The organism is Methylobacterium sp. AC690 (genome assembly GCF_979256535.1).
Map to the genome: position 1 here is coordinate 1 of NZ_CEEDOX010000036.1, position 23,152 is coordinate 23,152.

The following is a 23,152-nucleotide window of genomic DNA, read 5'->3' on the forward strand; positions in this document are numbered from 1 at the left end:
GCCTCGCGGGCACGGCCCTCGAGCGCGTCCCGCTTCGAGCCGGTGAGGTCGCCCACCGTGCCCTGAACCTTGCCGCCAAGCTCCTTGGCAGTCCCCGTGATGCGATCCGTGTCGACCATGCTGAAATCTCCTGTGTTCGTGGATGAGGTTCGTCGCGCGGCGCGCGGCCGAAGCTAGGGTTCGAGGTTGGTCCTGGTTTTGGGGCTGGCCCCGTCCGACTTCGGGCGGGACTTTGGGCGGGACTCCGGGGGATCGTCGGACACGGGAGGATCCTGCTGGGATCGACCCTCGGCCTCGACCTGTCGGTCGCCGATCAGTTTCCCGATGGCTTCCTTCACCGAGCCCTTGACCGCGTCGCTCGAAGCGGGGGCGGAACCGGGTGCGGAGGGCTTGGTGGAACTCACGTGATCCTCCGGGATGGGATGAACGGGACCGAGGCGTGTCAGGGGCGGGAGGGACACGGCCGCAGGTGCTCTGCGTCTCGGCTGACCCCTCAGATGGTCCCCGACGAATCCCCAGCAATGATACAGACGTACCGGTAGGCCGGTTTTTTCTACCCGGACGCCGCCATCCGAACGGGGGTGCAGCGAACGCCCCGGAGGCCGCGATCCCGGAGGAGATGTCCCGGTCCGTCACGCATCCCCGCGCGCCGCGCTTTTCCCGGGCCGGCTCGCGTCTGTGTGCGGGACTGCGTGTCGACGCCGCGTATCACTGGAACTCCCCATGGCACATCGCGCCGCTTGCCAAGTCCCGGTCGTAACAAGTGCGTGGGACCGCAGTTCCGCGTCGGATAATCGATTGTCTGGTATATCTGGATCATTGACGTGAATGTGATTGCCCAATCACAAGCCCCCGACTGCTTCGGCGTCTCCGACGTCGAGCAAATCATCGTCTGTCCCAGACAAGAGGGCGATCATCCGTGCAGACAGATGTCAGAGTGCTGAGCTCCTCTTCGGACAACGAAGGATTGCCACGACCGATTCAGGATCTGATCGGCCGAAGACTGAACGAGATTTTTCCCTTCCCGGGTGAAGTCGCGCCGGATTCCCGTCTCGGCCAGGTCCTGGTTCGACTCCGAAGCGCCTTGTCCGCGGCGCAGGCGGACGGACAGGTGCCCGATACGTTCCGGACCGACTTGATCGCCGCCGTCCCGCGGCTTCGCCGCTATGCCTGGTCCCAGTGCCGGAACGCCGCTGAGGCCGACGACCTCGTTCAGACCACCCTGATGCGGGCCTGGGAGAACCGCGCACGGTTCGAGCCGGGGACCCGCTTGATCGCCTGGCTGTTCACGATCCTGCGCAACACCTTCCTCAATCAGCGCAAGCGGTTTCGCCGGGAGGTCGAGGACGTCGACGGTGCCTTCGCGGCAACCCTGTGCCTGGAGCCCGAGCAGGAGCACCGCGTCGGACTGATCGAGCTTCAGGCCGCCCTGAACGGCCTGACGGCCGAACACCGCGAGACGCTGCTCCTCGTGATGGTTGATGGATTGCTCTACGACGAGGCCGCGGTCGTCCTGGGATGTCAGACCGGCACCGTGAAGAGCCGCGTCAGCCGCGCCCGGGAACGCCTGGTCAAGGCCATGGGGGCGGCCTGAGCGGCGCGGACCTCCCCGCGACCAGCCCCCGCCCGCGGGCCGGCGCGACGACACGGGTCGGCCTGGCCCGGTCCACGATCGACGCCGCGATGGCCCGGCGCCCACACCCTTCGAGCCGGCGCGCCGGGTCCACCCTTCCCGCCCCCATGCATCCCGCCACCGGAACCCCATCCGCGCTCGGAGCAGAGCAAGCAAGGGAGTCGCGGTTGACCGGTAAAATCCGAGAAAAATGATGCATCTGCATCATTGAGCGCACCGATGGCGGGCATATCTCGATGTCATCGCCGATCGCCGGCGTAACACCTATCGCGTTCAAGCCATTCGCAGAGTTATGCCGGACCTCGTATGTCCCCCCGATCAGGTTCGGCATGGCCGCAGGGCCGGGCATCGCGCCACTCCGGGCGCTCGCCCGGCCCGAAGGCCCCGTCCGGGTCCCAGACCTCATCGAAGGCTTCGAGAGGCGAGTCTTCGCTAGACGAGGCTTCGAGAGGCCAGTTTCCGAGGGGCCGGTTTCCGAGAAGAGAGACTTCAGAGATCATGGCAGGAGAGAGCCTCGCAGAAGCGCAGGAGCGCCGCACGGCCGATCCCGACAGGCCCGGGCGCATCGCGGACGACACCCCGCCCGCGATGCCGCCTCGACCCTATCCGGGCGAGCGTCCGCTGGGGGCCGACGAACCCTCGGCCCCATTCGAGGAGCCCCCGGGCGAGGCCGCTCCCGACTCGCTTCCCCGCGGTCCGGCCGGTGCCGGGGCGGTCGCCTGACGTCCGTTCGACCCACCCGGCCCCCGGCCGCGGATACGCGGGCCACGGACAAACGGGCCTGTGACGCGGGCGCCATCCGGGAGGCCGTCGAGTCCGGGATGACGCGCGCGGAACTCGCCGCCCTCCTGGACGGCGGCTCCGTGACGGATGTGGTTCCGCCGCACGTCGGCGAGACGGCCGCGGCCTATGCGGTTCGGGCGACAGGCGAACTGATGGTTCTCTACCTGGCCCGAGACCCAGAGGGACGCTGACGCGCTCCAAGCGGGCGGCCCGCAGAGGAGACCGTGACACGCTTTTCACGGTGGTTCGCGACGCGTCTGGCGGCCGCGAGCGTCTCGGCCGCCGAAGCTGCCACCCGGTTCGACGGCCATTGGTCCGTGACGGCAACCGTCGACGACGGTGGATGCCCGGGGCCTTACCGATGCCCCATCGTCATTCGTCATGGTGTCGTCGACGAGGCGGGCGGCAGCGCTGTCGACGCCTCCGGCCGGGCCGGAGCGGACGGGCGCATCGTCGGGACCATCCGTCGCGGTCTGGCGAGCGTGGCTGTCGAGGCCCGCTGCGCGCCGCTGAGGGCCGCGGTGACCGGACCCTGTCCGGACCTTTGCGCGGCTCGGGCCGGTGGACGTCCCGCAGGAGCGGCTGACGAGACGGTTGGCCGGTCTCGAAAGCCGGCGCCATCGGCAGACCCGATGAGACGCGCGCGCACTCCGCCTCGGCGCGTGCGCCGCGGCCGGGGCATCCCGCGGAGCCTCGTTGCGCCGGCGTGGATTGTGGCGGCCGACGTCCGACCGGATGACGAAGACAGGGGTGGTGCGCCCGCGCTGCGGCCCAGACCTTGCAAAGGTCTGTCCCATCGCTTGCCAAACGATGGAACGAGGCCCCGTGGCTCATCAGTCGATCTCGCGCAGAACCCTCCTGGGCGGCACCGCCGTTCTCGGCCTCTCGGCCCTGGCGTCGACGGGCGCCCGGGCGGCCGGGCCGATGACCGTCGGGGTCGTCTACGTCGGACCGAAGGACGATTACGGCTACAACCAGGCCCATGCGAAGGGCGCCGCGGCCCTGAAAGGGTTGCCCGGGGTCGAAGTGGTCGAGGAGGAGAACGTCCGCGAGACCAACGACGTCCAGAAGACCATGGAGAGCATGATCAACATGGACGGGGCGAGCCTGCTCCTGCCGACCTCCTTCGGCTACTTCGATCCCCACGTGCTGATCGAGGCCAAGAAGAACCCGAAGGTGCAGTTCCGCCATTGCGGCGGCCTCTGGACCGCGGCGAACCCGAAGAACGCCGGCTCCTATTTCGGCTACATCGCGCAGGGCCAGTACCTCAACGGCATCGTGGCCGCGCATGCGACGAAGTCGAAGAAGATCGGTTTCGTGGCGGCCAAGCCGATCCCCCAGGTCCTCAACAACATCAACGGCTTCCTGCTCGGCGCCCGCAGCGTCGACCCGTCGATCACCTGCCAGGTCATCTTCACCGGCGAGTGGTCGCTGGCGGTCAAGGAGGCGGAGGCGACCAACGCGCTGATCGACGGCGGCGCCGACGTCATCACCTGCCACGTCGACAGCCCGAAGGTGACGGTCGAGACCGCCGCCCGGCGGGGCGCCTACGTCTGCGGCTACCATGCCGACCAGTCGGCGCTGGCCAAGGACCGGTACCTCACCGGTGCCGAGTGGGACTGGGCCCCGATCTACAAGGGCTTCGTCGCCGACATGCAGGCGGGCAAGGCGCCCCCGAACTTCCTGCGCGGGGGCCTCGCGGACGGGTTCGTCCGGATGAGCCCCTACGGTCCCGCCGTCTCCGAGGCGGCACGCAAGAACGCCGATGCGGTCAAGGCCGAGATGATGAAGGGCGGGTTCGCCATCATCCGGGGGCCGCTCAAGGACAACAAGGGCAACGCGATCGCCGAGGCCGGCAAGGGCTTCCCCGAGAATGCGCCCGAACTCGAGAGCACCGGCTACCTCGTCGAGGGTGTCAGGGGCTCGGCCTGAGGGAAACGTCCGTCACGCACGCCGCCAGCGGGAGGAACAACCTTGGTCGCCGAGACTGCTCCGTCGAACATGGCCGTGGCAGTGCCGCGCCCCTCGGCGAGTCTGCCCCTGCGGGCCTGGGCGGCGCGCCGGGTGGAGGCGCTCGCCATCCCGCTCGGGGCGCTCGCCCTCGGCTTCGGCCTGTTCAGCCTGTTCCTCCTGAGCCTCGGCAAGTCGCCGGCGGCCTTCCTCGACCTCGTCTACCGGGGCGGCTTCGGTTCCGCCTTCGCCCTCCAGAACAGCCTCCAGCGCGCCGCGCCCCTGTTGTTCGCGGCCCTGTGCGTGGCGCTGCCCGCCCGGCTCGGCCTCGTGGTCATCGGCGGCGAGGGCGCGATCGTGCTCGGCGGCCTCGCCGCGGCGGCGGTGGCGGCGCCCCTGTCGGGGGCACCCTCCGGCCTCGGCATCGCCGCCATGGCGCTGGCCGCCCTCCTGACCGGGGCGCTCTGGCTCGGGGCGGTGGGCGCCCTGCGGGCCTGGCGCGGCGTCAACGAGACCATTGCCAGCCTGCTGATGTCCTACATCGCCATCGCGCTGGCCAACCACCTGATCGAGGGCCTGCTGCGCGACCCGGGCAGCCTCAACAAGCCGTCGACGCGAACCATCGACGAGGCCTTCCGGGTCGGCCCGATGCCGGGCCTGGAGGTGCATTGGGGCCTCGGCGTCGGGGTGGTGGCCTGCCTCCTCGCCTGGCTCCTGACCGAGCGCACCACCCTGGGCTTTGCCGCCCGGATCGCCGGCGGCAACGTGCGCGCGGCCCAGATCCAGGGCTTGGCGGTCGGGCGCCTGATCGCCGGCTTCACCGCCCTCGGGGGAGCCCTGGCGGCGCTGGCCGGATTCTTCGAGGTGGCCGCCGTCCACGGCAACGCCAACGCCTCGCTGATCGCCGGCTACGGCTATACCGGCATCCTCATCGCGTTCCTGGCCCGCCAGAACCCCCTGGCGATCCCGCCCGTCGCCTTCCTGCTCGGCGGGATCGAGGCCTCGAGCGGCCTGATCCAGCGCCGCCTGCACCTGCCCGACGCCACCATCCTGCTGCTGGAGGGGCTGCTCTTCCTCCTCGTCCTCATGGGCGAGACGCTGTACGGGCGCTTCAAGCTGTTCAGTCCGCATCTCTGGGGCGAGAAGCGCGCCGCGGCGGCCCAGACCGTGCCATGAGCGCCCTCCTATGAGCGCCCCCCTATGAGCGCCTCCCCTATGAGCGACCTCGGCCTCTGGAACGTCCTCATCGCGGTCATCGGCGGGGCCATCCGTGTCTCGACGCCGTTCCTGTTCGTCAGTCTCGGCGAGACCATCACGGAGCGCTCGGGCCGGATCAATCTCGGCCTCGAGGGCACCCTCGTGTTCGGGGCGATGTCGGCCTACGCCACGGCGGTGCTCACCGGCTCGGCCTGGGCCGGCGTCGCGGTGGCGGGCGCGGCGGGGGGCCTGTTCGGCCTCGCCCACGGCTGGATCTGCCGGCTGCCGCGGGTCAACGACGTGGCCCTCGGCATCGCCCTGATGCTGTTCGGCTCGGGCCTCGCCTTCTTCTTCGGCAAGGCCTTCATCCAGCCCTCGGCACCGCAATTGCCGGCGCTCCCCTTCGGCGACTGGTCCGACGTGCCTCAGATCCGGGCCGCCCTCCAGGTCAACGTGCTGTTCCTGATCGGGGCGGTGCTCAGCGTCCTCCTGTGGTGGGCGTTCCGCAACACCCGCACCGGCCTCGTGGTCCGCATCGTCGGCGACAGCGCGGAGGCGGCGCGGGCCATGGGCTACGACGTCGATCGTGTCCGGCTGCTGGCGACCGGGGCCGGTGGGGTGCTCGCCGGCATCGGCGGGGCCTACCTGTCACTCTACTATCCGGGCTCGTGGAACGAGGGCATCTCCTCCGGGCAGGGCCTGATGGCCGTCGCCCTCGTGGTCTTCGCCCGCTGGAATCCCCTGGCCTGCTTCGGCGCCGCGCTGCTGTTCGGCGGGGCCGGAGCCCTCGGGCCGGCGCTCCAGTCGGTGGGCGTCTCGCAGGGCTATTACCTGTTCTACGCCGCGCCCTACGTCCTCACCCTCGGCGTCCTCATCGCCACCTCGTCGCCGAACCACGCCCTGGCGGGAGCGCCGGGCGAACTCGGCCAAGCGAAGTAAGCCCAGAAGAACCAAGCCCAGAAACAGTAAGCCCGAGCAAACAGGTATCTCCGATGAACGGACTTGGCGGCCTCAACAAATCCCCGAACGGCGTGGTGCTCGGTCTGGTGCAGCTGCAGCTGCCGACCGTCGTCACCAGGGCGGACCTCGCCGCGCAGACGCAGCGCATCGTCGCCCTGGTGGGCAAGGCCCGGCGCAACCTGGCCACCATGGACCTCGTGGTCTTCCCCGAATACGCCCTCCACGGCCTGTCCATGGAGACCAACCCTGACATCCTGTGCCGGATGGACGGGCCGGAGGTCGCGGCCTTCGCCCAGGCCTGCCGCGACAACCGGATCTGGGGCTGCTTCTCCCTCATGGAGTTCAACCCGCACGGCAGCCCGTTCAACACCGGCATCATCATCGACGACACCGGCGCGGTGAAGCTCTATTACCGCAAGATGCACCCCTGGGTGCCCGTCGAGCCCTGGGAGCCCGGCGACATCGGCATCCCGGTCATCGAGGGGCCGCGCGGGGCCAAGATCGCCCTCATCATCTGCCACGACGGGATGTTCCCCGAGATGGCCCGGGAATGCGCCTACAAGGGCGCCGAGATCATGATCCGCACGGCCGGCTACACGGCGCCGATCCGCGAGTCCTGGCGCTTCACCAACCAGTCGAATGCCTTCTGCAACCTGATGGTCACCGCAAACGTCTGCATGTGCGGTTCGGACGGCTCGTTCGATTCCATGGGCGAGGGCATGATCGTCAACTTCGACGGTCAGATCATCGCCCACGGCACCACGGGGCGCGTCGACGAGATCATCACCGCGGAGGTCCGTCCCGACCTCGTGCGCGAGGCGCGCCTCCACTGGGGCGTCGAGAACAACATCTACCAGCTCGGACACCGCGGCTACACGGCCGTGAAGGGTGGCGCCGGGGACTGCCCCTACACCTACATGCAGGACCTGGCCGCCGGCCGCTACCGACTGCCCTGGGAGGATGGGGTCAAGGTGGTCGACGGCACCTCCTGCGGGTTTGCCGCGCCCACCCGGTCCTACGGCGCCGGACAGACCCCGGACGCCCGAGAGGCGGCGGAATGAGCGCGGCGCCCTTTCGCCTGCCGGCGGATGCGGCGCGCTACGCCGTCGCCGAGCCCTATCCCTGGCCCTTCGACGGAGCCCTTCGGCCCGACAACACCGCCCTCGTCATCATCGACATGCAGATCGATTTCTGCGGTCCCGGCGGCTACGTCGACACCATGGGCTACGATATCGGCCTGACCCGGGCGCCGATCGCGCCGATCGGGCGCCTGCTCGCGGCGGCCCGGCGTCTCGGCTACGGCGTCATTCACACCCGCGAGGGCCACCGGCCGGACCTGGCCGACCTGCCCGAGAACAAGCGCTGGCGCTCGCGCCGGATCGGGGTCGGCATTGGCGATTCCGGGCCCTGCGGGCGCGTGCTGGTGCGTGGCGAGCCCGGCTGGGAGATCATCCCCGAGCTGGCGCCCGAGCCCGGCGAGCCGATCATCGACAAGCCCGGCAAGGGCTCGTTCTGCGCCACCGACCTGGCGCTGATCCTCGGGCAGCGCGGCATCCGCAACCTGATCCTGACCGGGATCACCACGGATGTCTGCGTCCACACCACGATGCGCGAGGCCAACGACCGCGGCTTCGAGTGCGTGATCGTCTCCGACGCCTGCGCGGCCACCGACCGGGGCAACCACGAGGCTGCCCTCAAGATGGTGACGATGCAGGGCGGCGTCTTCGGCGCCGTGGCGACCTCCGAGGCCCTCCTGGCGGCGATGGGATGATCCGCGATGGTGTCCTTCTCGCAAGCGGTTCGCACGGCGGTGCCCCGGGACGGAGGCGCGGCGCCGGTGGCGCCCGAGGCACCGCCGCCCGGCGCCATCGCGGTCGAGACCATCGGCATGACGAAGCGCTTCGGCACCTTCGCGGCCCTCGACGACGTCTCGATGAAGATCGAGGCCGGCGGCTTCCACGCGCTGCTGGGTGAGAACGGCGCGGGCAAGTCGACCCTGGTGAAGTGCATCATGGGCTTCTATGCGCCGAGCGCGGGCAGCGTCCTGGTGGATGGCCGGGAGGTCGCGATCACCAATCCAAAGGGCGCCCAGGCCCGCGGCCTCGGCATGGTCTACCAGCACTTCACCCTGGTGCCGTCCCTGACCGGCCTCGAGAACCTCGTCATCGCCCGGCCCCGGGTGCCGACGGTGATCGACTGGCGCGCCGAGCGCGCGGCGCTGGCCGCCTTCATGGAACGGATGCCGTTCCGGCTGAACCTCGATCGCCCGGTGGCCGAGCTCGCGGCGGGGGAGAAGCAGAAGCTCGAGATCATCAAGCAGCTCTCCCTCAAGGCGCGATTCCTGATCCTCGACGAGCCGACCTCGGTGCTCACGCCGGCGGAGGCCGAGGAGGTGCTGGGCCTCCTGCGCGCCATGGCGGACCGGCGCGAGCTGACGGTGCTGATGATCAGCCACAAGTTCCGCGAGGTCGAGGCGTTTGCCCGCAGCGTCAGCGTCCTGCGCCGCGGCACGCTCGCGGGCGGCGGACGGGTCGGCGAACTCAGCCGCGACGACATGGCGGCGATGATGATGGGCGCGCGGCCGGTGCGCGCCGCCACCAACCGCGTCGGTGGGCCCGACCCGGGCCGGGTGGTCCTGCGCATCGCGGATTTGCGCGCCACCGACGCCTCCGGCCTGCGTCACCTCGCCGTCGACGCCCTCGCGGTGCAGGCCCGCGAGATCGTTGGGGTCGCCGGGGTCTCGGGCAATGGCCAGAAGGAACTCGCCGACGTGCTCGGCGGCCAGATCCGCGCCACCGGCGGCCGGGTGGAGGTCGCAGGCAAGGCCTATGACGGACGCCGCGCCCAGAGCCGGGCGCGGCGGGTGCGCGTCATCCCGGAGGAGCCGCTGCGCAATGCCTGCGCGCCGCGCATGTCGGTGGCGGAGAACCTGGCCTTCCGGGCCTTCGACCGACGCGCGGAGCGTGCCGCCGCCGCGGGGGGCGCGGTCACGGGCCCGTCGACCGTCTGGCTCGACACCGGCGCCCTGCGCCGCCGCGCCCGAGACCTCATCGCGCGTTTCGGCGTCAAGACCGCCTCCGCCGAAGCGCCGATCGCCACCCTGTCCGGCGGCAACGTGCAGCGGGCGGTGCTGGCGCGCGAGCTCACCGATCCGGTCGACCTCCTCGTCGTGGCCAATCCCTGTTTCGGGCTCGACTTCACCGCCGTCGCCGAGATCCGGGCCCGGATCATGGCGGCCCGCAACGCCGGCGCGGCGGTCCTGCTGATCAGCGAGGATCTCGATGAGATCCTGGAGCTCTCGGACCGCATCGTGGTGATGTCCGACGGCCGCATCGTGCACGCGGTGAGCCGCGCCGAGGCCGACGCCCGCAGCATCGGCCGGCACATGGCGGGGCATCACTGAGGCGCGAGACCGGGGTACCCGGCCGGAGGGGGCTTGGCCGGAAGGTGCCCGGCGATCCGGTCCGGCCGGCTAGGGTCGTACGGGATCGAGGGTCACCGACCAGAGCGCGGTATCGGCGGCGTCCTTCAGGGTGACGGTCATCTGTTCCGTCGCGCCCTCGACCGCGACGTGGCCGAAGAACTGGTAGCCCGCGGCCGGCGAGAGATTGGTCTGGCCCGGCGGGGGCGCCTTCGCGAAGCGCAGCTGGGGTCCGAAGGTGTCGTCGAGGGCGTTGGGGCCGAAGGTGCCGGCATGCAACGGGCCCGCGACGAACTCCCAGAACGGCTCGAAATCCTGGAATCGCGCCCGGTTCGGGTCGTAGTAATGCGCCGCCGCGTAGTGCACGTCCGCCGTCAGCCAGACGGTGTTGCGGATGCCCGCATCCCGCAGGAAGCGCAGGAGGTCGGCGATCTCGAGTTCCCGGCCCAGCGGTGGCCCGTCGCCCTGCGCGATGGCCTCCGAGCCGAAGGGCGGCTGGGACTCGTAGGGGACGACGAGCCCGATCGGCATGTCGGCCGCGATCACCTTCCAGGTCGCGCGGGAGGCGAGAAGTTCCCGCTTGAGCCAGGCGATCTGTGTCGGGCCGAGGAAATGGGCCTCAGGCCCGTAGGCGGTCTGCCGGTTCTCGCCGTTCGGCCCGCGATAGGAGCGCATGTCGAGCAGGAACACGTCGACCAGCGGCCCATGCGAGATCTTGCGGTAGACCCGGCCGGGCTCCGCCGGCGCGAAGCGCATCGGCATGTACTCGTGGAAGGCCCGCGTGGCGCGGACCTGGAGCGCCAGCACGTTCGGGTCGCGATAGGCTTTCCGCAGGTGTTCGGCCCGGGTCAGAGGCTCGCCCGGCCACCAGTTGTTGGTGACCTCGTGGTCGTCCCACTGCGCGAAGATCGGGATCTCGGCGTTCATCGCCCGCACGTTCGCGTCGGTCAGGTTGTAGCGGTAGCGCCCGCGAAACTCCTCCAGGGTCTCGGCCGGCTTCGACACCGCCTCGGTGACGCGGTTGCGCCAGAGGGTGCCGTCGGGCAGGCGCACCTCCGGTACGATCGGGCCGTCGGCGTAGATGGTGTCGCCGGAATGCAGGAAGAAGTCCGGCCGGTTGCGCAGCATGGCTGCGTAGATCGTCATCCCGCCCCGGGCCTCGTCGATGCCCCAGCCCTGGCCCGCCGTATCGCCGGACCAGCAGAACGAGACCGAGCGGCGCTCGGCCGGGGCCGTGCGGAAGCGCCCGACCTGCGGCGCCCCGAGGATCGTCGGCGCGGCGAGATCCTGCAGCCGGACCCGGTAGAACACGTCCTGGCCCGGCGGCAGGTCCGTCAGGGCGACCTTCACGGTGCCGTCGCTCGCCGGGAGTGCATCGGCGAAGACGCCGCCGCGAACGTCCGCGAAGCGCTCGGTGGTCGACCACTCGATCATCGCCCGGCAGGGGCGGTCGGCCCGGGCCCAGACCACGGCGGAGGTGCCGTCGACGTCGCCGGATTGCAGACCGTGGGTGAGGACGGGGCGGTCTGCGGCCCGGCTGAGGCCGGGCCGGAAAACGCCGGTGCCGAGCCCGATGAGGCCGGCGGCCCCCGTCAGGAACGGACGGCGGGTCAGGCTGCAACGGGACGAGGAGGACATGGCGGCGGGCTCCCTTCCGAAGGCTCCGCTATGGCGATCCTGTCTGACGCCTTGACGACGCTGCACGCGTCACACACGGGCGGCTTTCGGCGACGACCGTCCTGCGCGGGGGCGGCATGCGCCGCGATCGACGCGGTGGCACGATCCTGCGCCTGCGAAGATCCCGCGAACGGGCCGCGGCAGCCGGTGCCCTTGCCCCGACAGGGCGGTCTGCCGCGCCTGGAAGCCGTCTGCCGCGCCTGGAAGCCAGCACAGAACCGCTTCTTTCCGCTGTCGCCGATGCCCGGCGCCACCGGGACCGCAAGAACCGGACAAGTACGAAGACCGCTTTGGATCAGTCTCCGATCGACGAGGATGCGGTGTTTCGCGGCCAAGCAGCGTCATGCCTGGGCGCCGTTAACTTGATGACTCGGTAAGAGAAAGATGAAAATCGGTTCTGGCCCGCTGAAGCGCGCTTGATCAGGCAGCGGAAATCTCGGTAAGCACGACCTTGATCGACGCACGCCCACGGGTTCCAAGGTCTCGTTGATGACGATGGCAAGCGATATCCGCCGCTCTCCAAGGCCGACTGCCGCCGCCAAAACCGCTCCCCTGGTCGTCATCGTCGAGGATGACGAGGGCGTCCGCGACGGCCTGCAGGACCTGCTCCGGTCGGTCGGACTCGATACGCTGGCCTTCGGATCGACGCACGACCTGCTCGCCGCCGCCCTGCCGGATCGCCCCGGCTGCCTGGTTCTGGATGTCCGGCTGCCCGGAGCCAGCGGCCTCGATCTGCAGACGAAGCTGATCGCCCTGGGCAATCGCATGCCGATCATCTTCATGACCGGTCACGGCGACATTCCCATGAGTGTCCAGGCCATGAAGGCCGGCGCGCTCGATTTTCTGACCAAGCCGTTCCGCGATCAGGACATGCTGGACGCGATCGCCGTCGCGATCGATCGGGATCGGGCGCGCCGCGCCGAGCGCGCGGGTATGGCCGCACTCGAAGCCCTCGCCCGGACCCTCACGGCGCGTGAGACCGAGGTCATGCAGCAGGTGGTCAAGGGGCTCCTCAACAAGCAGATCGCCCATGCGCTGGGGATCAGCGAGATCACCGTCAAGATTCACCGCGGCAACGTCATGCGGAAGATGGCGGCCGGCTCCGTCGCCGACCTCGTGCGGAAGACCGAATGGCTGAAGGCGGCAGGCGTGAACTGATCGGGCGGGGAGCACGAGCCCCGGGTCTCCGCGATGGGCGTGTCTCGGAACGGACCCGGGCGAGCGCGGAACGAGGGCTCCGGCGCACGCGTTGGCCGCCGCAGTCCGAGACCACGTCGTGCACCGATCCCGGATCGCTCGGCCGGCTCCCCTTCCGCGCGCGGTCTTCCACCGACGGTTCGAGGTGCCTCGGCCGGTGGGAGTCGCGCCGGAGCGCGAGCGGCCGGACCACACGAACGTATGATATCCCGGTCCGATCTATGGGCTTATGGAGGCGGATATCGTCCGCCGGTAGGGAGCCACGAAAGGAAGACTCGTGTCGGTCGAGAAGAAAGCCGTCGCTGTCGTTGACGACGACGAAGCTGTTTTGGACGCGACGTCCTGCTTTCTTCAGGCCTTGGGCTATGACACGCGACCGTTCAGTTCGGGTGAGGCGTTCCTTGCCTCAGGCGTCGAGGGCGAGGTCTTTTGTCTTCTCACTGACATCAACATGCCTGGTCTCAGCGGCTTGGAGTTACAGGATCGCGTACGGCTCTCGCGACCAGCCCTGCCGATCGTCATGATGACCGCGCTGACCGACGAGACGGTCCGGCGCCGGGCTTTCGCCGGAGGCGCCCGGGACCTCCTGCGCAAGCCTCTCGCAGCCGACGACCTCATCCGCTGCCTGGACGCGATGACGGAAACCTGACGCGGATCGGGCCGGCCTCCGTTCAAGACCTCCCGCCCCGGGAGGTGCTCCCGTCTCGAGCCCAAAGCTTGCCTCGGCCAAGGCCCCGTTCCCCGCCCCGGTTGCGCATCGGGAGGCGAACCGGGACGGGTAGATCCGGAGCCTCCGCGTGCATCTCCGCGGCGATCGAGTCGACCCATCGGCCTCCGTCACCACCGGATCGCGCGTCGTGCCGGGCACGATTGCGCAGACCGGTTCGGGCGCGCTCGCCCCTTCGGAGAGGACGTCCATACGAGGGTTGTCGACGCCTCCCGGGGATCATCGCTTGGGGTGAGCACCCCTAACCTTCGTATGATTCCGAGCCAGGGCGCGGGCCTGTAGGCCTGTTCGGACAGCAGGCGAACCGCGATCCCCTCTCCCGCCGAGACCGTCGGGGCGGCCAGGGCCACGGATGATGGCGTCAGATCCTGTGACCACGCTTTCAAAGAGGTCGAACGATGGTCCAGCTCTCGGTGAACGGGCACCCCTACGAGGTCGAGGCCGAGCCCGACACGCCGCTGCTCTTCGTTCTGCGTGACAGCCTGGGAATGACCGGCACCAAGTATGGCTGCGGGATCGGGCAGTGCGGCGCCTGCACGGTGCTGCTCGATGGGCAGGCGATCCGCTCCTGCCAGATCCCCGTCGAGAGCATCGGCGCGCAGGCGATCACCACCATCGAGGCGATCGAGCGGGATGCAGTCGGCGCGAAGGTCGTGGCGGCCTGGATCGGCATCGAGGTGCCGCAATGCGGCTACTGCCAGTCCGGGCAGGTGATGGCCGCCACCAGCCTGCTCAAGCAGACCCCGAAGCCCTCCGACGCAGACATCGCAGGCGCCATGACCAATCTCTGCCGCTGCGGAACCTACAACGCCATCGCCGCCGCCGTGCGGCAGGCCGCGGCTTGAGGAGGAAGCGATGACCGACCTGACGCCCCTTCACCGCACCGACCGCCGCGAGCCGATCCGCAACCTCTCCCGCCGGGGCTTCCTGGGCGCCGCCTCCGGTGCCCTGTTCCTCGGCATCGGCATGCGCCTCGATCCAGCGGCCGCCCAGACCCGTGCCGAAGGCCCGGCGGCGGTCGCCCCGAAGCCCGGAACCCGCGTCGCGGCCTTCCTCGAGATTGGCCCCGACAGCCGCGTGCGCCTGCTCAGCCCCTTCGTGGAGGGTGGACAGGGCATCAACACCGGACTCGCCCAGACCATCGGTGAGGAGCTGGACCTCGATCCCGCGCGCTTCACCGTCGAGTGCGCTCCGCCCGGTCCCGACTACGCCGTCGTCAATGGTCTGCGCATGACCGGCGGCAGCTTCTCCACCCGCTCCAGCTTCGAGGCCATGCGGCGGCTCGGGGCCACCGCCCGCGAGATGCTGCTCCGCGCAGCCGCGGCGCGACTTGCCGTCCCGCAGGACAGCCTGACGACGGATGATGGCCGGGTGATCCACGCCGCTACCGAACGGTCGCTCGACTACGGCGCCTTGGCCGCCGCCGCCCTCGCCCTGCAGCCGCGGGACGACGTGGCCCTGAAGGATCGCAAGGATTTCCGCTGGATCGGCAAGCCCGTCGCCCGTCTCGACATGCGCGACAAGTCCACCGGCCGGGCCGCCTACAGCATCGATCTCCGCATCGACGGCATGCTGCATGCCGCCGTACAGCATGCCCCCCACCTCGGCACCGAGCCCGAGGCCATCGCCAACGAGGCGGCGGTGCGCGCCATGCCCGGCGTGCAGGCGGTGCAGCGGCTGCCCGGCGCGGTGGCCGTTCTGGCCGATACCTGGTGGCGCGCGCGCAAGGGAGCGGAAGCCCTGCAGGTCACCTGGACCAAGCCGTTGCCGGAGGGGATCGCGACCGTCTCGGAGAGCTTCTCCTCGGCGTCGATGCTGGCGGCCCTGAAGGGAGCGACCGAGCCCGGCGTCCCGGCCGAGCAGGTTGGCGACGCAGCCACCGCCTTCCAGGCCGCAGCCCAGGTCGTCGAGGCCGAGTACGACGCGCCCTACCTCGCCCACGCCCAGCTGGAGCCACCCTCGGCCGTCGCCCGCTTTGCGGAGGACGGCAGCCTCGATCTCTGGCTCCCGAACCAGATGCCGGAGCTGTTTCAGCAGGTTGCGGCGAAGACCGCCGGGCTGCAGCCGGATCAGGTCCGGATCCACTCGCCGCTGCTGGGCGGCTTCTTCGGGCGCCACTTCTACTACGGGTCGGCCACCCCCTTCCCGCAGGCAATCCTGCTCGCGAAGGCCACCGGCAAGCCGGTGCGGGTGCTGTGGTCGCGGGAGGAGGAGTTCGGCATGGACGCCCTGCGCCCGCTGAGCTTCGCGCGCTTTCGTGCCGCCCTGGGGCCGGACGGGATGCCCGTGGCACTGGAGATCCGGGCCGTGGGCGAGGGGCCGATCGGGCGCTGGTTCGGCGCGCTGTTCAAGTCGCCGGTCGATTCGTCGGTGGTGGAGGGCCTCGACCAGAAGCCCTACGCGATCCCGAACCGGACGCTCACCTACGTGAAGGTGCCTCATCCGGTCACCATCGCGTTCTGGCGCTCGGTGGGGCACTCGATGAACGACTTCTTCTACGAATCCTTTCTCGACGAGGTAGCCCAGGCCGGTGGCAAGGATCCCCTTGCCCTACGTCTGGCCCTGCTCAAGGACAGTCCCCGGCAGCGCACCCTGCTGAATGCGGTCACGGATCTCGCCGGCGGCTGGAAGCGTGGGCCGTTCGCGGCTGCCGACGGCACGCGCCGGGCCAGGGGCGTCTCCATGGCCTCCCCCTTCGGCTCCGAGACCGCGACCATCGCGGAGGTGTCGCTCAAGGACGGGGAGGCGCGGGTCCATGACCTCTGGATCGCCATCGATCCAGGTGCGGTGGTCAATCCGGCGATCGTGAAGCGACAGGTGGAGAGCGCGGCGGCTCTCGGCCTCTCCTCCGCCCTCCTGGAGCAGGTCGTCTACGAAGGCGGCCAGCGGCAGGCGCGGAACTTCGATGCCTACCCGATCCTCGACCGGGATCGGATGCCGCGGGTGCACGTGACCATCGTGGAGAGCGGCGCGCCGATGGGAGGCATCGGCGAACCGGGCCTGCCCGGCGTTCCGCCGGCCGTGGTCAACGCGGTGGCGGTGCTCACCGGCCAGCGCCCGCGCAGCCTGCCCCTCGGCAAGGCGCGCCTTTCCGGGGCGTGAGACGAACATCGGAACGGGAGTGCTCGTGATGACGACGGTTGCCGCACGGACCCCTCGGGGGGCGTGGTTCCCGAAGGGCCCGCAATTCGCCTACCTGCCGGTGTCCCTGTTCGGCTCCGTGATGGGGCTGACGGGCCTGAGCGCCGCGTGGCAGCTCGCCGCCAGGCGGTTCGGTGCGCCGGTCCTGGTGGCGGACGCGATCGGGTGGATCGCCCTGGCGGTCTTCCTCGCCCTCGCCCTGGCCTACGGGCTCAAGGCGGTGACGGCCTGGCCTGCCGTGGTGGCGGAGTTCCGGCACCCGATCGCCGGCAACCTGTTCGGCACGATGCTGATCAGCCTGCTGCTCCTGCCGCTGGTGATCGCCCGCTTCAGCCTCGTCCTGGCCCAGGGCCTCTGGATCCTGGCCACCGCCGGGATGGTGCTGTTCGCGGTGGTGATCGTCAGCCGCTGGATGAGCAGTCGGCAGCAGCTCACGCATGCGACGCCCGCCTGGATCGTGCCGGTCGTCGGCCTCCTCGACATTCCGCTCGCCGCGCCCTCCCTGAAGCTGCCGCAGACCGGAACGCTGACCCTGTTCTCTCTGAGCGTGGGCCTGTTCTTTGCCGTGCCGCTCTTCACCCTCGTCTTCACGCGCCTCCTCTTCGAGGAGCCGCTCGCCCCGGCTTTGCGCCCGACCCTGATGATCCTGGTCGCGCCCTTCGTCGTCGGCTTCTCCAGCTACGCAGCGACGCTGGGTCGGATCGATGCCTTCGCGGAAGCTCTGTTTCTGGTCGGATTGTTCGTCTTCGTGATTCTGATCGGGCTGCTGCGCGACCTGCCGCGATGCTGCCCCTTCCGGGTGTCGTGGTGGGCGGTGAGCTTCCCGGTTGCCGCGACGGCCGTGGCGGCCCTGCGTTATGCCGATTACGCGCAGACCGGGCTCGCGGACGGAATGGCCCTGCTGCTCCTGGCGTTCGCGACGGGGCTGATCGGCGCCCTCACCGTCCGCACCGCGGCGGGCATCGTGCGGGGTGAGTTGCAGGCTCTCAGCGGCTGAGGCAGCCGCGCTTCTCGGGCCACGAGGGGGCCTCGGCGGCCATCGATTCCACCGGCCACGGAGATGGAGTCATGAACGCGTCCGCATCGACCACGCGCATCACGATCGCGCATCTGCCGATCCCGCATGTGCCGATCCCGTCGGCAAAGCCCGTCGACACGCGAAGCCAAAGCCCTTCGACACGCGAAGACTTGCAGGTGGGAGACTTGCAGGTGGGAGACTTCCAGATTGGAGACTTGCATCTTGGAGACTTGCAGGTTGGAGACTTGTCGCCGCCGATCCCCGGACCTATCCGTTTCGCGGACCCAGAGCCGAGTTTTCCGATGACGAGCACCGGGGTGGTGCCGAGCCGGGCACGGAAACCGGCCGGTGTGTGGATCGAGCGGCCGGTGGTGGAGCGCAGGCAAGGCGTCCCCGCCCCAGGGTGGAGGACATGAGCCCCGGTCTTGCGCCGACGTTCGACCGGATCGTCGTGGCAACGGAAGCCGATTGGAGCGACGCCTGGTACCTCGTCTGCATGAAGGTCTCGACGATCGGGTTCGTCGTCGTCGACGCGCGCGAACGCGTCGCCGCCATCGATGAACTCCACGCCGCCGGGATCACCGAGATCACCGGATATCTCGACGCCCATCCGGTGATGGCGGACCGACTGCGACGCGGCATGGTCATCCTCGACGTCAACGAGGCGGCGGTGCGGATGTTCGGCGCTGCGGTCCGCTCGGACATGATCGGGCAGCGCACGCAGCGCTTCTTCGATCCGCTCTGCACGGCCCAGGTGAACTCCGCGCGGGCCTTCGCGGCCGGCGCCACCTCGTTCCAGCAGCAGGCCCACAGCGTCCGGCTGGATGGGTCACGCTTCGAGACGCTGTTCTGCGTCGTTCCACGGGCGGATGGCGCCACGTCGGGACTGTGGCTGGCCTCCTTCGTCGACATCACCGAAGACGTGCAGCGGCAGTCATCCCTCGATACCCTGCGGGACGAACTCGCCCACGTCTCGCGCATCTCCACGCTGGGCGAACTCTCGGCCTCGATCGCGCACGAGATCGGCCAGCCCCTCGCGTCCATCGGCATGACCGCCGGGGCGATGCTGCGCCTCCTCGATCGCGAGCCCGTCGACCGTGACCTCCTCCGGCGTCAATGCCAGCGCATCGTCGACCAGGTCGCCCGCGCCGGCGACATCATCGACCGCACCCGGCGCATGGCCGCCAAGCGCGACAGCGTGCAGGTCTCGGTCTCGGTCGCGGAGGTCCTGACCGAATCCGTGCAGTTCGTGCTGCACGACCTCAACCGCACCAACGTGACGTTCAGCATCGTCTGCGGCGATCCGTCCGCGACGGTTTTCGCGGACCGGGTCCAGCTGCAGCAGGTCTTCGTCAATCTGCTCATGAACGCGATCCAGATCCACCGGGAAGCCCGGACGCCGAGGCCGGAAATCACGATCGAGACGTTTCGCAGAGACGATTCGGTCGTGATCGACGTCGTCGACAACGGGCCGGGCCTCGCGCACGAAGCCATCGACCGGTTGTTCGACGGCTTCTTCACGACGCGCGCCGAGGGGCTCGGCCTGGGCTTGCGGATCTGCCGCACCATCGTGGCGGCCCATGGCGGCTCGATCGAAGCGCAGACACGCCACGGAGAACCGGGGGCCCGGTTTTCCGTGTGCCTGCCGCTCGATCGGGCCTGACGGCATCGGCCCGGCTCGCCGCTCCGGGGTCTACGCCGCGGATCGGACCATCCGATAGCGGCTCGCCGGCGTTGCGGCGGCGAGGTGCGTGGACAGGTCGCGGCGTGCGCCATCCAGGGCGGTCCAGGCGTCGTTGTTCTCCAGGGGCGGAATCGTAATGATCTCGCCGGCATCGAAGCCGGCGAGCGCGGCCGCGACCAGATCGCCCGCCGCCATGACGATGCCGGCCGGAAGGTTTTGATGGCCGCCGATACCGGCCACGGTCCAGAACTCCGTCGCGGTCGCGCCGGGCAGTACGGCCTGGATCCGCACGCCCTTCGACGACAGTTCGTGCTGCAGCGACTGCGTGAAGGCGAGAACGTAGGCCTTGCTGGCGCCGTAGACGCCATTGAGCAGTTCGGGCGCGAGGGCGACGGTCGAGGCGATGTTGATGATCGCGCCATGGCCCCGGGCGACGAATGCCGGAGCCGCCGCGTAGGCGAGACGCGTCAGGGCCGTGACGTTCACCCCGATCATGCGCTCCATCTCGTCCGGCTCGGCCTGGAGCAGCGGGGCTGCCGAGCCGAACCCGGCATTGTTGACCAGCATGGTGATCGTCGCGTCGCTGCGCAGCAGCGCTTCGACGCGTCGAAGGTCCGAGCCGTCGTTCAGGTCCGCCTCGACCGTCCGGACGTTTCGACCGGACGCGCTGCGCAGCGCGTCCGCAGTCTGATGCAAGCGATCCGCGTTCCGAGCGACCAGGATGAGATCATAGCCGCGCTTGGCGAGTTCTTCGGCGTAAATTGCACCGATACCGCCCGATGCGCCCGTGATCAGCGCAACACCTTTCGCATGGTCCGTCATCGTCACTCTCCGGCAAGCCTTCTCGACTGCTTGAGAGCGTATCGGTGCGTACCGGCCCAAGCATTCATACGGATGCCGGACCGCGACATACCTTCGTATGGGTCCGTACCGCGACGATCAGGTCGGCAGGGCCCAGGTCGGCGCAGCGTTCGGAACCCGCAGGGCGCGAAAGTTCACGCCGCCCGCGTGTGGGCGGTCGTCGACGGGAGCGATGCCGGCAGGCGTCTCGGGGGCCGGTCCGGTGCGCGGCCGCACGTATGCGGTCGCGCGCGGTTCGGGCGGATCCGATGCCGGTCTAGCGGGCCGCCTTCGCGGCGCGACGGCGCTCGGTCAGGATCCACTCGGTGTAGCCGTTCGGCTGCGCGCGGCCCTTGAAGACGAGGTCGCTGGCCGCCTGGAAGGCCGGTCCGTCGTAGTCGGGAGCCATGGGGCGGTAGAGCGGATCGCCGGCGTTCTGGCGGTCGACCACCTTCGCCATCCGCTTGAGCGCCGTCATCACCTGCTCCTCGCTGACGACGCCGTGATGCAGCCAGTTCGCGATGTGCTGCGACGAGATCCGCAAGGTCGCGCGATCCTCCATCAGCCCGACATCGTGGATGTCCGGCACCTTCGAGCAACCCACCCCCTGGTCGATCCAGCGGACGACGTAGCCGAGGATGCCCTGGACGTTGTTGTCGATCTCCTGGGCCACGTCGTCGGGGGCGAAGTTCGAGCGGGCGAGCGGGATCTCGAGGATCTCGTCGAGGGCCGAGCGCGGCCGGCGGGCCAGTTCCACCTGACGCGCCCGCACGTCGGTCTCGTGATAGTGCAGCGCGTGCAGGGTCGCGGCGGTCGGCGACGGCACCCAGGCGGTGCTCGCGCCGGCCTTCGGGTGGGCGCCCTTCTGCATCAGCATGTCGGCCATGGCGTCGGGCGCCGCCCACATGCCCTTGCCGATCTGCGCCCGGTCGAGCAGGCCGCAGACGAGGCCGACATCGACGTTGTTCTCCTCGTATCCCTTGATCCAGGGCGTCGCCTTCATGTCGTTCTTGCGAATGACCGGGCCGGCCTCCATCGCGGTGTGGATCTCGTCCCCCGTGCGGTCCAGGAAGCCGGTGTTGATGAACACGACCCGCTCCGCCGCGGCCGCGATGCAGGCAGCGAGGTTGACCGTGGTCCGGCGCTCCTCGTCCATGATGCCCATCTTGAGGGTGTTCGCGTCGAGACCCAGCATGGCCTCCACGCGTCCGAACAGCTCGACCGCGAAAGCGACCTCCTCGGGCCCGTGCATCTTCGGCTTCACGATGTAGACCGAACCGCGCCGGCTGTTGCGGAGTCCGGAATCCCCCTTGAGATCGTGGATCGCGATCATCGCGGTGACCGCGGCGTCGAGCATTCCCTCGGGGATCTCGCGGCCCTCGGCGTCGAGCACCGCATCCGTGTCCATGTGGTGACCGACGTTGCGCACCAGCATCAGGGAGCGGCCCGGCACCACCACCTCGCCGCCGTTCGGCGCGATGTAGTGCCGATCGGGGTTGAGGCGCCGCTCCACGGTGCGGCCGTCCTTCTGGAGGGAGGCCGTCAAGGTCCCGTTCATCAGGCCGAGCCAGTTTCGGTAGACGACGACCTTGTCGTCGGCATCGACCGTGGCGACGGAATCCTCGAGATCCATGATCGTCGAGACGGCCGATTCCAGCAGGATGTCGGCGACGCCGGACGCATCGAAGCGACCGATCCGATGCGTCCGGTCGAGGACGACCTCGACGTGCAGCCCGTGGTGCCGCAGCAGCAGGGAAGCGGGCATGCTGGCCCGGCCGCGATAGCCGATGAAGAGATCCGGTCGCGCGAGCGGCACGGTCTCGCCGGTGTTCATGTTGCCGACGAGGCCGCCCTGCTCGACCGCATAGGTGACCACGTCGGCATGGCGGCCGCCGGCCAGTGGCACGAAGCGGTCGAGGTAGCTGCGGGCGCGGGTCACGACCCGGGCGCCGCGGGTGCGGTTGTAACCGCCGCTGCGGATCGCGCCGCCCTCCTCCGAGATCGCGTCGGTGCCGTAGAGGGCATCGTAGAGCGAGCCCCAGCGGGCATTGGCGGCATTCAGGGCGTAGCGGGCGTTCGAGACCGGCACGACGAGTTGCGGCCCGGCGATGCGGGCGATCTCGTCATCGACGTTGTCCGTGCGCACCGCCACCGGTCCCGGATCGGGCAAGAGATAGCCGATGTCCTTCAGGTACGCCTTGTAGGCCGCCGAATCGAACGGCTTGCCGGCCCGCTCCCGGTGCCAGGCGTCGAGCTGTGCCTGGAGCGTGTCGCGCTTGGCCAGCAGGGCCCGGTTCTTCGGCGTCAGGTCGCGGACGATCGCGCCGAGGCCGCCCCAGAACACCTCGGGCGAGATGCCGGTCCCGGGCAGGGCCTCCTCCGCAACGAAGTCGTACAGCACACGGGCGACGGCGAGGCCGCCGATATCCATTCGATCCATCTTCGATCCATTCACGGAAGGTTTGCCCTGGAATGCCACCGGCTGCGGTCGTAGCCAACCGTCGATGTCGACCGCCCGTTCTCGAATTCACGCGCAGGGGGAACAGCCCGACAACGTCCCTGCGGCCGTCGTCTCGGCGAGAGCTCCCCGCACGGGGGTGCGGAAAGCTCCGAACCGGCGTCCAGTGGGCGACGCAATAGACGCGCCGACCGAGATCGACAAACTCGGTGGCTGCCGGCACCGCAGCTGCCATGCCGTCCCGGGGCGCAGAGAAGGCGCTCAGGGCTGGGTGGGCGAGTGTCCTGATCGCCTGTGCGCGCGCTGCGCGCGGGGGGCCGCAACGGTCGGAAACGGTGTCGGGCGACAGGAGGGCGCCGCCCTCCGCCGCTCATCGGCGGGCCTGGATAGGGTCGAGCGCGGGGTGTCGGTTGACGTCCTTGTAGAGGAGGTAGCGGAAGGGTCCGGGTCCCCCGGCGTAGCAGGC

At 69.7% G+C, this 23,152-nt stretch carries 20 protein-coding genes and 1 pseudogene; 15 read left to right on the forward strand and 6 right to left on the reverse strand.

Annotated elements, in window-relative coordinates; translation table 11 throughout:
- Positions 1-119: CsbD family protein (locus AC0IY1_RS24670; protein WP_471773214.1), on the reverse strand; the 119-nt coding region annotated here is incomplete at its 3' end.
- A gap of 992 nt (positions 120-1,111) precedes the next feature.
- Between AC0IY1_RS24670 and AC0IY1_RS24675 the strand changes: the two genes are divergently transcribed.
- The 9 genes from AC0IY1_RS24675 (at position 1,112) to AC0IY1_RS24715 (ending at position 9,926) form a co-directional block, all read left to right on the forward strand.
- Positions 1,112-1,594 carry a sigma-70 family RNA polymerase sigma factor gene (locus AC0IY1_RS24675; RefSeq protein WP_471773194.1) on the forward strand — a complete coding sequence of 161 codons (483 nt, stop codon included), beginning with the start codon at positions 1,112-1,114 and terminating at the stop codon, positions 1,592-1,594.
- A 537-nt stretch (positions 1,595-2,131) separates the two neighbouring features.
- Positions 2,132-2,356, forward strand: a complete 225-nt coding sequence (locus AC0IY1_RS24680; protein WP_471773195.1) for a hypothetical protein — start codon at positions 2,132-2,134, stop codon at positions 2,354-2,356.
- A gap of 98 nt (positions 2,357-2,454) precedes the next feature.
- A complete protein-coding gene (locus AC0IY1_RS24685) occupies positions 2,455-2,607 on the forward strand; it encodes a hypothetical protein (RefSeq protein WP_181017462.1) in 153 nt (50 codons plus the stop codon).
- 619 nt (positions 2,608-3,226) lie between these two features.
- On the forward strand, positions 3,227-4,348 hold the full coding sequence (locus AC0IY1_RS24690) for a BMP family ABC transporter substrate-binding protein (RefSeq protein ID WP_055949679.1): 1,122 nt from the start codon (positions 3,227-3,229) through the stop codon (positions 4,346-4,348).
- Between the two features lie 69 nt (positions 4,349-4,417).
- Entirely contained in the window at positions 4,418-5,542 is a 1,125-nt protein-coding gene (locus AC0IY1_RS24695) for an ABC transporter permease (RefSeq protein WP_103712301.1), read from the forward strand.
- Positions 5,543-5,566: 24 nt separating this feature from the next.
- Complete coding sequence (locus tag AC0IY1_RS24700) at positions 5,567-6,502, forward strand: ABC transporter permease (RefSeq protein WP_471773197.1); 936 nt, start codon at positions 5,567-5,569, stop codon at positions 6,500-6,502.
- 53 nt (positions 6,503-6,555) lie between these two features.
- Positions 6,556-7,584, forward strand: a complete 1,029-nt coding sequence (locus AC0IY1_RS24705) for a formamidase (protein WP_055949669.1) — start codon at positions 6,556-6,558, stop codon at positions 7,582-7,584.
- Positions 7,581-8,294: a biuret amidohydrolase gene (gene biuH, locus AC0IY1_RS24710; protein ID WP_471773199.1), complete on the forward strand. Its 714-nt coding sequence runs from the start codon at positions 7,581-7,583 to the stop codon at positions 8,292-8,294. The genes AC0IY1_RS24705 and biuH overlap by 4 nt, the downstream gene beginning before the upstream one ends.
- A gap of 117 nt (positions 8,295-8,411) precedes the next feature.
- Positions 8,412-9,926 (forward strand): ABC transporter ATP-binding protein, encoded by a 1,515-nt coding sequence (locus tag AC0IY1_RS24715; protein WP_471773215.1) that lies wholly within the window; start codon positions 8,412-8,414, stop codon positions 9,924-9,926.
- Between the two features lie 69 nt (positions 9,927-9,995).
- Here the strand turns inward: AC0IY1_RS24715 and AC0IY1_RS24720 are convergent, their stop codons facing one another.
- Positions 9,996-11,582 (reverse strand): alkaline phosphatase D family protein, encoded by a 1,587-nt coding sequence (locus AC0IY1_RS24720; protein WP_471773200.1) that lies wholly within the window; start codon positions 11,580-11,582, stop codon positions 9,996-9,998.
- A gap of 528 nt (positions 11,583-12,110) precedes the next feature.
- Here AC0IY1_RS24720 and AC0IY1_RS24725 point away from each other — a divergent pair.
- From AC0IY1_RS24725 to AC0IY1_RS24750, 6 genes are all read left to right on the forward strand, one after another.
- Positions 12,111-12,779, forward strand: coding sequence for a response regulator transcription factor (locus tag AC0IY1_RS24725; protein WP_471773201.1), 669 nt, complete (start codon positions 12,111-12,113; stop codon positions 12,777-12,779).
- A 316-nt stretch (positions 12,780-13,095) separates the two neighbouring features.
- On the forward strand, positions 13,096-13,467 hold the full coding sequence (locus AC0IY1_RS24730) for a response regulator transcription factor (RefSeq protein ID WP_055949661.1): 372 nt from the start codon (positions 13,096-13,098) through the stop codon (positions 13,465-13,467).
- 476 nt (positions 13,468-13,943) lie between these two features.
- Positions 13,944-14,390 carry a (2Fe-2S)-binding protein gene (locus tag AC0IY1_RS24735; RefSeq protein WP_471773203.1) on the forward strand — a complete coding sequence of 149 codons (447 nt, stop codon included), beginning with the start codon at positions 13,944-13,946 and terminating at the stop codon, positions 14,388-14,390.
- Between the two features lie 10 nt (positions 14,391-14,400).
- Positions 14,401-16,647, forward strand: coding sequence for a xanthine dehydrogenase family protein molybdopterin-binding subunit (locus AC0IY1_RS24740; RefSeq protein WP_471773205.1), 2,247 nt, complete (start codon positions 14,401-14,403; stop codon positions 16,645-16,647).
- 28 nt (positions 16,648-16,675) lie between these two features.
- Positions 16,676-17,683, forward strand: coding sequence for an SLAC1 anion channel family protein (locus tag AC0IY1_RS24745; RefSeq protein ID WP_471773206.1), 1,008 nt, complete (start codon positions 16,676-16,678; stop codon positions 17,681-17,683).
- Positions 17,684-18,116: 433 nt separating this feature from the next.
- The gene (locus AC0IY1_RS24750) at positions 18,117-19,367 is read left to right on the forward strand and encodes a sensor histidine kinase (protein WP_471773208.1); all 1,251 of its coding nucleotides are present in this window, start codon (positions 18,117-18,119) and stop codon (positions 19,365-19,367) included.
- A 30-nt stretch (positions 19,368-19,397) separates the two neighbouring features.
- On the opposite strand, the gene AC0IY1_RS24755 is transcribed toward AC0IY1_RS24750, so the two are convergent.
- From AC0IY1_RS24755 to AC0IY1_RS24770, 4 genes and pseudogenes are all read right to left on the reverse strand, one after another.
- On the reverse strand, positions 19,398-20,210 hold the full coding sequence (locus AC0IY1_RS24755) for an SDR family NAD(P)-dependent oxidoreductase (protein WP_471773210.1): 813 nt from the start codon (positions 20,208-20,210) through the stop codon (positions 19,398-19,400).
- 117 nt (positions 20,211-20,327) lie between these two features.
- On the reverse strand, positions 20,328-20,465 hold the full coding sequence (locus AC0IY1_RS24760; RefSeq protein ID WP_471773211.1) for a hypothetical protein: 138 nt from the start codon (positions 20,463-20,465) through the stop codon (positions 20,328-20,330).
- A 40-nt stretch (positions 20,466-20,505) separates the two neighbouring features.
- On the reverse strand, positions 20,506-22,668 hold the full coding sequence (locus tag AC0IY1_RS24765; RefSeq protein WP_471773212.1) for a malate synthase G: 2,163 nt from the start codon (positions 22,666-22,668) through the stop codon (positions 20,506-20,508).
- A 388-nt stretch (positions 22,669-23,056) separates the two neighbouring features.
- A pseudogene (locus tag AC0IY1_RS24770) lies at positions 23,057-23,152 on the reverse strand ((S)-ureidoglycine aminohydrolase); the annotation flags it as partial.

Coding starts and splice junctions, on each gene's coding strand:
- AC0IY1_RS24690 (WP_055949679.1), top strand. CDS start 3,227: ATGGAACGAGGCCCCGTGGCTCATCAGTCGATCTCGCGCAGAACCCTC.
- AC0IY1_RS24765 (WP_471773212.1), bottom strand. CDS start 22,668: ATGGATCGAATGGATATCGGCGGCCTCGCCGTCGCCCGTGTGCTGTAC.
- AC0IY1_RS24700 (WP_471773197.1), top strand. CDS start 5,567: ATGAGCGCCTCCCCTATGAGCGACCTCGGCCTCTGGAACGTCCTCATC.
- AC0IY1_RS24680 (WP_471773195.1), top strand. CDS start 2,132: ATGGCAGGAGAGAGCCTCGCAGAAGCGCAGGAGCGCCGCACGGCCGAT.
- AC0IY1_RS24755 (WP_471773210.1), bottom strand. CDS start 20,210: ATGACGGACCATGCGAAAGGTGTTGCGCTGATCACGGGCGCATCGGGC.
- AC0IY1_RS24740 (WP_471773205.1), top strand. CDS start 14,401: ATGACCGACCTGACGCCCCTTCACCGCACCGACCGCCGCGAGCCGATC.
- AC0IY1_RS24695 (WP_103712301.1), top strand. CDS start 4,418: ATGGCCGTGGCAGTGCCGCGCCCCTCGGCGAGTCTGCCCCTGCGGGCC.
- AC0IY1_RS24725 (WP_471773201.1), top strand. CDS start 12,111: ATGACGATGGCAAGCGATATCCGCCGCTCTCCAAGGCCGACTGCCGCC.
- AC0IY1_RS24750 (WP_471773208.1), top strand. CDS start 18,117: ATGAGCCCCGGTCTTGCGCCGACGTTCGACCGGATCGTCGTGGCAACG.
- AC0IY1_RS24720 (WP_471773200.1), bottom strand. CDS start 11,582: ATGTCCTCCTCGTCCCGTTGCAGCCTGACCCGCCGTCCGTTCCTGACG.
- AC0IY1_RS24745 (WP_471773206.1), top strand. CDS start 16,676: ATGACGACGGTTGCCGCACGGACCCCTCGGGGGGCGTGGTTCCCGAAG.
- biuH (WP_471773199.1), top strand. CDS start 7,581: ATGAGCGCGGCGCCCTTTCGCCTGCCGGCGGATGCGGCGCGCTACGCC.
- AC0IY1_RS24735 (WP_471773203.1), top strand. CDS start 13,944: ATGGTCCAGCTCTCGGTGAACGGGCACCCCTACGAGGTCGAGGCCGAG.
- AC0IY1_RS24685 (WP_181017462.1), top strand. CDS start 2,455: ATGACGCGCGCGGAACTCGCCGCCCTCCTGGACGGCGGCTCCGTGACG.
- AC0IY1_RS24715 (WP_471773215.1), top strand. CDS start 8,412: ATGACGAAGCGCTTCGGCACCTTCGCGGCCCTCGACGACGTCTCGATG.
- AC0IY1_RS24705 (WP_055949669.1), top strand. CDS start 6,556: ATGAACGGACTTGGCGGCCTCAACAAATCCCCGAACGGCGTGGTGCTC.